General features: G+C 73.4%; 2 protein-coding genes. Both read left to right on the forward strand.

Annotated elements, in window-relative coordinates:
* The coding region (locus AB0D46_RS38040) for a condensation domain-containing protein (protein ID WP_362884625.1) at window positions 1-2,436 on the forward strand (2,436 nt) is incomplete at its 5' end.
* The coding region (locus AB0D46_RS38045) for an amino acid adenylation domain-containing protein (protein ID WP_362884626.1) at window positions 2,433-7,165 on the forward strand (4,733 nt) is incomplete at its 3' end. The genes AB0D46_RS38040 and AB0D46_RS38045, both read left to right, overlap by 4 nt.

Consider the following 7,165-nt stretch of genomic DNA (forward strand, 5'->3'; position numbering starts at 1 on the left):
GAGGCGTTGTCGGGTGAGGTGGTGGCCCGTTGGTCCGTCGGTCGTGATCTGTTCAACGCGTACGGTCCCACCGAAACCACCGTCTGCGCGTCCATCGGAGGGCCTCTGCGCGACCCGGTCGTCCCGCCGATCGGCCGGCCCGTCGTCAACAGCGGGCTGTACGTCCTCGACGCCCGCCTGCGACCCGTCCCGCCCGGTGTCATCGGCGAGCTGTACGTAACGGGCCCCGTCGCCCGCGGTTATCTCGGTCGTCCGGGGTTGACCGCGGAGCGGTTCGTGGCGGCTCCGTTCGGTGCGGTCGGGGAGCGCATGTACCGGACCGGTGACCTGGTGCGGTGGCGGGCGGACGGGCAGTTGGAGTACGTGGCGCGGGCCGACGACCAGGTGAAGATCCGCGGGTTCCGTATCGAGCTCGGCGAGGTCGAGGCGCGGTTGGCGCGGCACGGGAGTGTCGGTCAGGTCGCTCTGATGGTCCGTGAGGACGTTCCGGGGGTGAAACAGCTCGTCGGATACGTCGTTCCGCGCGGCGGGCAGGACGTCGATCCGGCGGAGTTGCGCGCGTACGTCGCCGAGGCGTTGCCCGATTACATGGTTCCGGCGGCGATCGTGATGCTGGCGGAGTTCGCGCAGACGCCGAACGGGAAGCTGGACCGCAAAGCACTACCGGCCCCCGATCTGTCGGTGTCCACCTCCGGTGGCCGTCAGGCCCGTACGGACCGGGAGGAGGCCCTCGGGGCCATCTTCAAGGAACTCCTCGGTCTGTCCTCCGTCGGGATCGACGACAGCTTCTTCGACCTCGGTGGCGACAGCATCATGTCCATCCAGCTCGTCAGCCGGGCCCGCCGAGCCGGACTGGTCATCACCCCCGGGGAGGTCTTCGAGCACAAGAACATCGCCGCGCTCGCCCTCGTGGCGGGCACCGCCGACGCCTCCCCCGCACCCGTCACGGGCAGCGGCACCGGCCGGATCCCGGCCACCCCCATCGTTCACTGGCTCCGCGAACACGGCGGACCCATCGGCCGGTTCCACCAGTCCATGCTCCTGCACACCCCGGCCGGCCTGACCGAGGACCGGCTCACCGCCGCCCTCCAGACCCTGCTGGACCACCACGACGCCCTGCGCGCCCGCCTGGTCCGGGAGGACGACTGGGCGCTGCACGTCCCGGAGCCCGGCGCGGTGGCCGCCGGCCCGCTGCTGCGCCGGGTGCCCGTCGCGGACATCGACGGCACGGGCGGGGCGCTGCGCGCCACCGTGGCCGCGGAGAGCGACACCCCCGCCGGGCGGCTCGCCCCGGACGCCGGAGTGATGCTCCAGGCCGTCTGGTTCGACGCCGGAACCGACGCACCCGGCCGGCTCCTGCTCGTCGTCCACCACCTCGTCGTCGACGGGGTCTCCTGGCGCATCCTGGTGCCGGACCTCGCGGCCGCCTGCGAGGCACTCGCCAAGGGCGCCGAGCCCGCCCCGGCGCCGGTCCCGACCCCCCTGCGGGCCTGGTCGCGGGCGCTGACAGCCGTCGCACCGCAACGGCTGGACGAACTGCCGCTGTGGCAGCTCCAGTTGACCGGAAACGATCCGGTACTCGGCCGCGGCCGGCTCGACCCCGCCCGCGACGTCTTCGCCACCGAGCGGACCGTCGTACGCACCCTGACCGCGGACCACACCGCCGCGCTGCTGTCCGAGGTTCCCGCCGCCTTCCACGCCGGCGTCAACGACGTCCTGCTCACCGCCTTCGCGTACGCCGTCGCCGACTGGCGCGCCCGCCGCGCCAAGGGCAACGACGCGGGGGTCCTCGTGGACCTGGAGGGGCACGGCCGGGAGGACGTGGTCGACGGCGCCGACCTCTCGCGCACCGTCGGCTGGTTCACCAGCCTCTACCCGGTGCGCCTGGACACCGGCCCGGCCCGCCGCGACGGCTTCTGGTCCGGCGGCCCCGCCGTCGGCCGGAGCCTGAAGCACATCAAGGAACAGCTGCGCGCCCTACCGGACAGCGGCATCGGATACGGGATGCTGCGCCACCTCGCACCCGAGGCCCGGCTCCCGGAGACCCCCGCGCCCCAGCTCGGCTTCAACTACCTGGGTCGCTTCCCGGCCGCCGCGCAGCGCGGCGAGCCGTGGACCGCGGCCCCCGAGGCCGAGCTGCTCGGCGGCGGATCCGACCCGACGATGCCGCTGACCCACGAGCTGGAACTCAACGCCCTCACCCAGGACCACCCCGAAGGGCCCCGCCTGCTGGCCACCTGGTCCTTCGCCGCGGAACTGTTCACCGGCCCCGAGGTCGAAGACCTCGCCGACACCTTCTTCCGCGCCCTCGCCGTACTGGCCGACCACGCCCGGGCACCCGAGGCCGGCGGGCACACCCCCTCCGATCTGACCCTCGTCTCTCTGTCCCAGGCCGAGATCGACCTGCTGGAAGCCGACTGGAGAACCTCCTCATGACGAAGCCGGGACTCGCCGACGTACTGCCGCTCTCACCGCTGCAGGAAGGCCTGCTCTTCCACGCCCTGTACGACGAGAACGCCGCCGACGTGTACACCGTCCAGCTGATGTTCGACCTGGACGGCCCGCTGGACGCGGCAGCCCTGCGGGAGGCCACCGACGCCCTGCTGCGCCGCCACCCCAACCTGCGCTCCGCGTTCCGCTACGAAGGACTCAGCCGCACCGTCCAGATCGTGCCGCACGAGGTCGACGTCCCCTGGCGGGAGACCGACCTGACGGCCGAGACCGACCCCGACCGTCGGCGGACCGAACTCGACCGGCTGCTGGCCGCCGACCGCGCCGAGCGCTTCGACCTCACCCGGCCGCCGCTGCTGCGCGCGGCCCTGTACCGGCTCGGCGACCAGCAGCACCGGCTCGTCCTCACCAAGCACCACATCCTCATGGACGGCTGGTCCATGCCGGTCCTGGTCCGCGAGCTGTTCCACCTGTACGCCTCCCGGGGCGACGCCAGCGCCCTGCCGCGGGTCACCCCCTACCGCCAGTACCTCGCCTGGCTGGACGGCCAGGACAAGGCCGCCGCCGAAGCCGCCTGGGCCGAGGCGCTGGCCGGACTCGACGGGCCCTCCCTGCTCGCCCCCGCCGACGCCCCGCCGGCCGGCCTCCAGCCGCAGGCGTTCACCGTGGAACTGACCGCGGAGCTCACCACACGGCTGCGCGAAGAGGCCCGCCGGCACGGGCTGACCCTCAACACCGTGCTCCAGGGCGCGTGGGCGCTGCTCCTCGCCAAGCTGACCGGCCGCGACGACATCGTCTTCGGCGCGACCGTCTCCGGCCGCCCCCCGGAAATACCAGGCATCGAGACCATGGTCGGTCTCTTCATCAACACCCTGCCCGTCCGCATCGAACTCCCGGCCGCCGAACCGTTCGCCGACGCCCTCGGCCGGCTCCAGGCACGCCAGGCCCGCCTGATGGCGCACCAGCACCTGGGCCTCACCGACGTCCAGCGCACCGCCGGGGTCGGCCCCCTGTTCGACACCATCGCGGTCTTCGAGAACTACCCGCTGGACACCGACGCGCTCCAGCCGGAAGGCAGCGGCCTGACCCTCACCGGCCTGCACGCCACCGACGCCACCCACTACGCCCTCGGCGTCATCGCCGATGTGGTCGACGGCCGGCTGCGGATGCGCCTGGACCACCGCCCCGACCTGTTCGACACCAACGCCGTACGCGTCATCGGCGACCGCCTGGTGCGGATCTTCGAGGCGTTCGCCGAGGACCCCACCCGGCCCGCCGGCCGGATCGACGTCCTCGGGCCCGAAGAGCACCGGGCACTGGCCGAAGGGCACGGCCCGGGGACCGAGACCGCCGAGGACACCATCCCGGCCCTGTTCGCCGCCGGGACCGCCCGCACCCCGGACCGGATCGCCCTGACCTGCGAGGGCGAACAGCTCACGTACGCCGAACTCGACGCCCGCGCCAACCGGCTGGCCCGGCTGCTCGTCCGGCACGGCGCCGGACCCGAGCGGTTCGTCGCGCTCGCCCTGCCCCGCTCCGCGGACCTCGTCGTCGCCGTGCTCGCCACCCTCAAGTCCGGCGCCGCCTACGTACCGTTGGACCCGGACTACCCGGCGGACCGGCTCGCCCACATGCTGGACGACTCCCGTCCCACCCTGCTGGTGACCCGCTCCGACTCGGGACTGCCCGAGGGGCTCGGCGCGGACATCGACCGGCTGCGGCTCGACGACCCGGCCGTCCGCACGGCGCTCGCCGCCGAACCCGCCACCGCCCCCGTGAGCGCGCTGCACCCCCAGCACCCGGCGTACGTCATCTACACCTCCGGCTCCACCGGCCGGCCCAAGGGCGTCGTCGTCCCGCACCAGAACGTCGTCCGCCTCTTCGGCGCCACCGACCACTGGTTCCACTTCGGACCCGACGACGTGTGGACCCTCTTCCACAGCTACGCCTTCGACTTCTCCGTGTGGGAACTGTGGGGGCCGCTGCTGCACGGAGGCCGGCTCGTCGTCGTCCCGCACGCCGTGAGCCGCTCCCCCGAGGAGTTCCTGCGGCTGCTCGCGGACGAGCGGGTGACCGTCCTGAACCAGACCCCGTCCGCCTTCCACCAGCTGATGCAGGCCGATCGGGAGAACCCGACCGTCGGTGACCGGCTGGCCCTGAGGTACGTCGTCTTCGGCGGCGAGGCACTCGACCTGTGGCGGCTCGCCGACTGGTACGCCCGCCACGACGATCGGGCTCCGGTCCTGGTCAACATGTACGGCATCACCGAGACCACGGTGCACGTCAGCCACCTCGCCCTGGACGCGCCGAGCGCCGCCGCCGGACCCGGCAGCATGATCGGCGTGGCCATCCCGGACCTGCGGATCCACGTCCTCGACGGCGGCTTGCGGCCCACCGCGCCCGGCGTCGCGGGCGAGATGTACGTCGGCGGCGCGGGCCTGGCCCGCGGCTACCGGGGCCGCCCCGACCTGACCGCGAGCCGTTTCGTCGCCGACCCGTTCGGCGCCCCCGGCGCCCGCATGTACCGCACCGGTGACGTCGCCCGCCGCACCGGGGACGGCGCCCTCGAGTTCGTCGGCCGCGCCGACGACCAGGTCAAGATCCGCGGCTTCCGGATCGAGCCCGGCGAGATCGAGGCCCGGCTCGCCGCCCATCCGACGGTCGCCCAGGTCGCCGTCGTCGTCCGCGAGGACCAGCCGGGCGACCTGCGGCTGGCCGCCTACCTGGTGCCGGCCGCCGGCGAGCGGATCGACGTGGCGCAGCTGCGCACCCACGCGGGCCGCGACCTGCCCGACTACATGGTCCCGGCCGCCTTCGTCGCCCTCGACGCCCTGCCGCTGACCCCCAACGGCAAGCTCGACCGCAAGGCGCTGCCCGCCCCGGAGACCGGCCCCGGCGACACCCGCGGGCGGGCCCCGCGCACCCCGCAGGAGGAGATCCTCTGCGGACTGTTCGCCGAAGTGCTGGGCGTCCGGGAGGTCTTCGCCGACGACCACTTCTTCGACCTCGGCGGACACTCGCTGCTCGCCACCCGCCTGGTCAGCCGCATCCGCGGCGCCCTGGGCGTGGAACTGGCCATCCGTACCCTGTTCGAGGCCCCGACCCCGACCGCGCTCGCCGAGCGGATCGGCGACGCCGGCGAGGCCCGGCCGCCCCTGCTGCCGGCCGTCCGCCCCGAACGGGTACCGCTGTCGTACGCCCAGCGCCGCCTGTGGTTCCTCGACCGGCTCGAAGGCCCGGGCGCCACCTACAACGTCCCCCTCGCGCTGCGGCTGCGGGGCACCCTGGACCACGACGCGCTCCGGGCCGCACTGGGCGACGTGGTCGCCCGGCACGAGAGCCTGCGCACCCTCTTCCCCGAAGAGGCGGGCATCCCCTACCAGGACGTCCTCGATGCGGCGGTGGCCCGTCCGGGGTTGGCCGTGGTGGAGGTGTCGGAGGACGGGTTGGACGCGGCGCTCGTCGCTTCGGCGGCGCGTGGGTTCGATCTGGCGGCCGAGTTGCCGCTGCGTGCCGAGGTGTTCGTGCTGGGTTCCGAGGAGCAGGTGTTGCTGCTGACGGTCCACCACATCGCTGCGGACGGCTGGTCACTGGCTCCTCTTGGTCAGGATCTCGCCGCCGCCTACGCGGCCCGCGTCGAAGGGGCCGCTCCCGACCTGCGCCCGCTGCCGGTGCAGTACGCGGACTACAGCCTGTGGCAGCGCGACCTGCTGGGCTCCGACACCGACCCGCAGGGCCTGGCCGCCCACCAGCTACGGTTCTGGACGAAGACGCTGGCGGGGGCCCCGGACCTGTTGGAGCTGCCCACCGACCGGCCCCGGCCCGCCGTCGCCAGTCACCGCGGGGGCATGCTCACCTTCACCGTCGAACCCGAGCTCCACCACGGCCTCGTGGCCCTGGCGCGCGCGTCCCGGGCCACCCTCTTCATGGTCCTCCAGGCGGGACTCGCCGCCCTCCTCACCCGGTTGGGTGCGGGGGAGGACGTTCCGATCGGTGGTGCGATCGCGGGGCGTCAGGACGAGGCGTTGGACGAGCTGGTGGGGTTCTTCGTGAACACGCTGGTGTTGCGTACGGATGTGTCGGGTGATCCGTCGTTCCGGGAGTTGTTGTCGCGGGTGCGTGAGGGCGATTTGGCGGCGTACGCGCATCAGGACGTTCCGTTCGAGCGGGTCGTGGACGCGGTGGCTCCTGATCGTTCCCGGGCCCGTCACCCGCTCTTCCAGGTGATGCTCGTCCTGCAGAACACCGCGACCGCCGAGACGGGACTGCCCGGACTGGACTCCGTACCGATGCCCGTCGGGACGGGCGCCGCCAAGTTCGACCTGGGCCTCGAATTCACCGAGCGGCCGGCGGGCGGCATGGACGCCCTGGTCGAGTACAGCAGCGACCTGTTCGACCACGCCACCGTCGAGCGGCTGGTCGCCCGGCTGCTGCGCCTGCTGACCGCCGTCGTCGCCGCCCCGGAGACCCCGGTCGGCGCCATCGACGTCCTGGGCGCCGAGGAGCGCCGCCGCGTGCTGACCGACTGGAACGGGTCGGCCCGCCCGGTGGACCCGCTCACCGTGCCCGAGCTGTGGGACCGACGCGTCGCCGCAGCCCCGCAGGACCCCGCGCTTGTTTCCGACGCGGGAACGGTCACGGCGGTCGACCTCGATGTGCGGGCGGCGCGGTTGGCGCGGCGTTTGGTGGGGTTGGGGGTGGGGCCGGAGTCGTT

It is taken from the genome of Streptomyces sp. NPDC048383 (genome assembly GCF_040651775.1).
GTDB lineage: Bacteria > Actinomycetota > Actinomycetes > Streptomycetales > Streptomycetaceae > Streptomyces.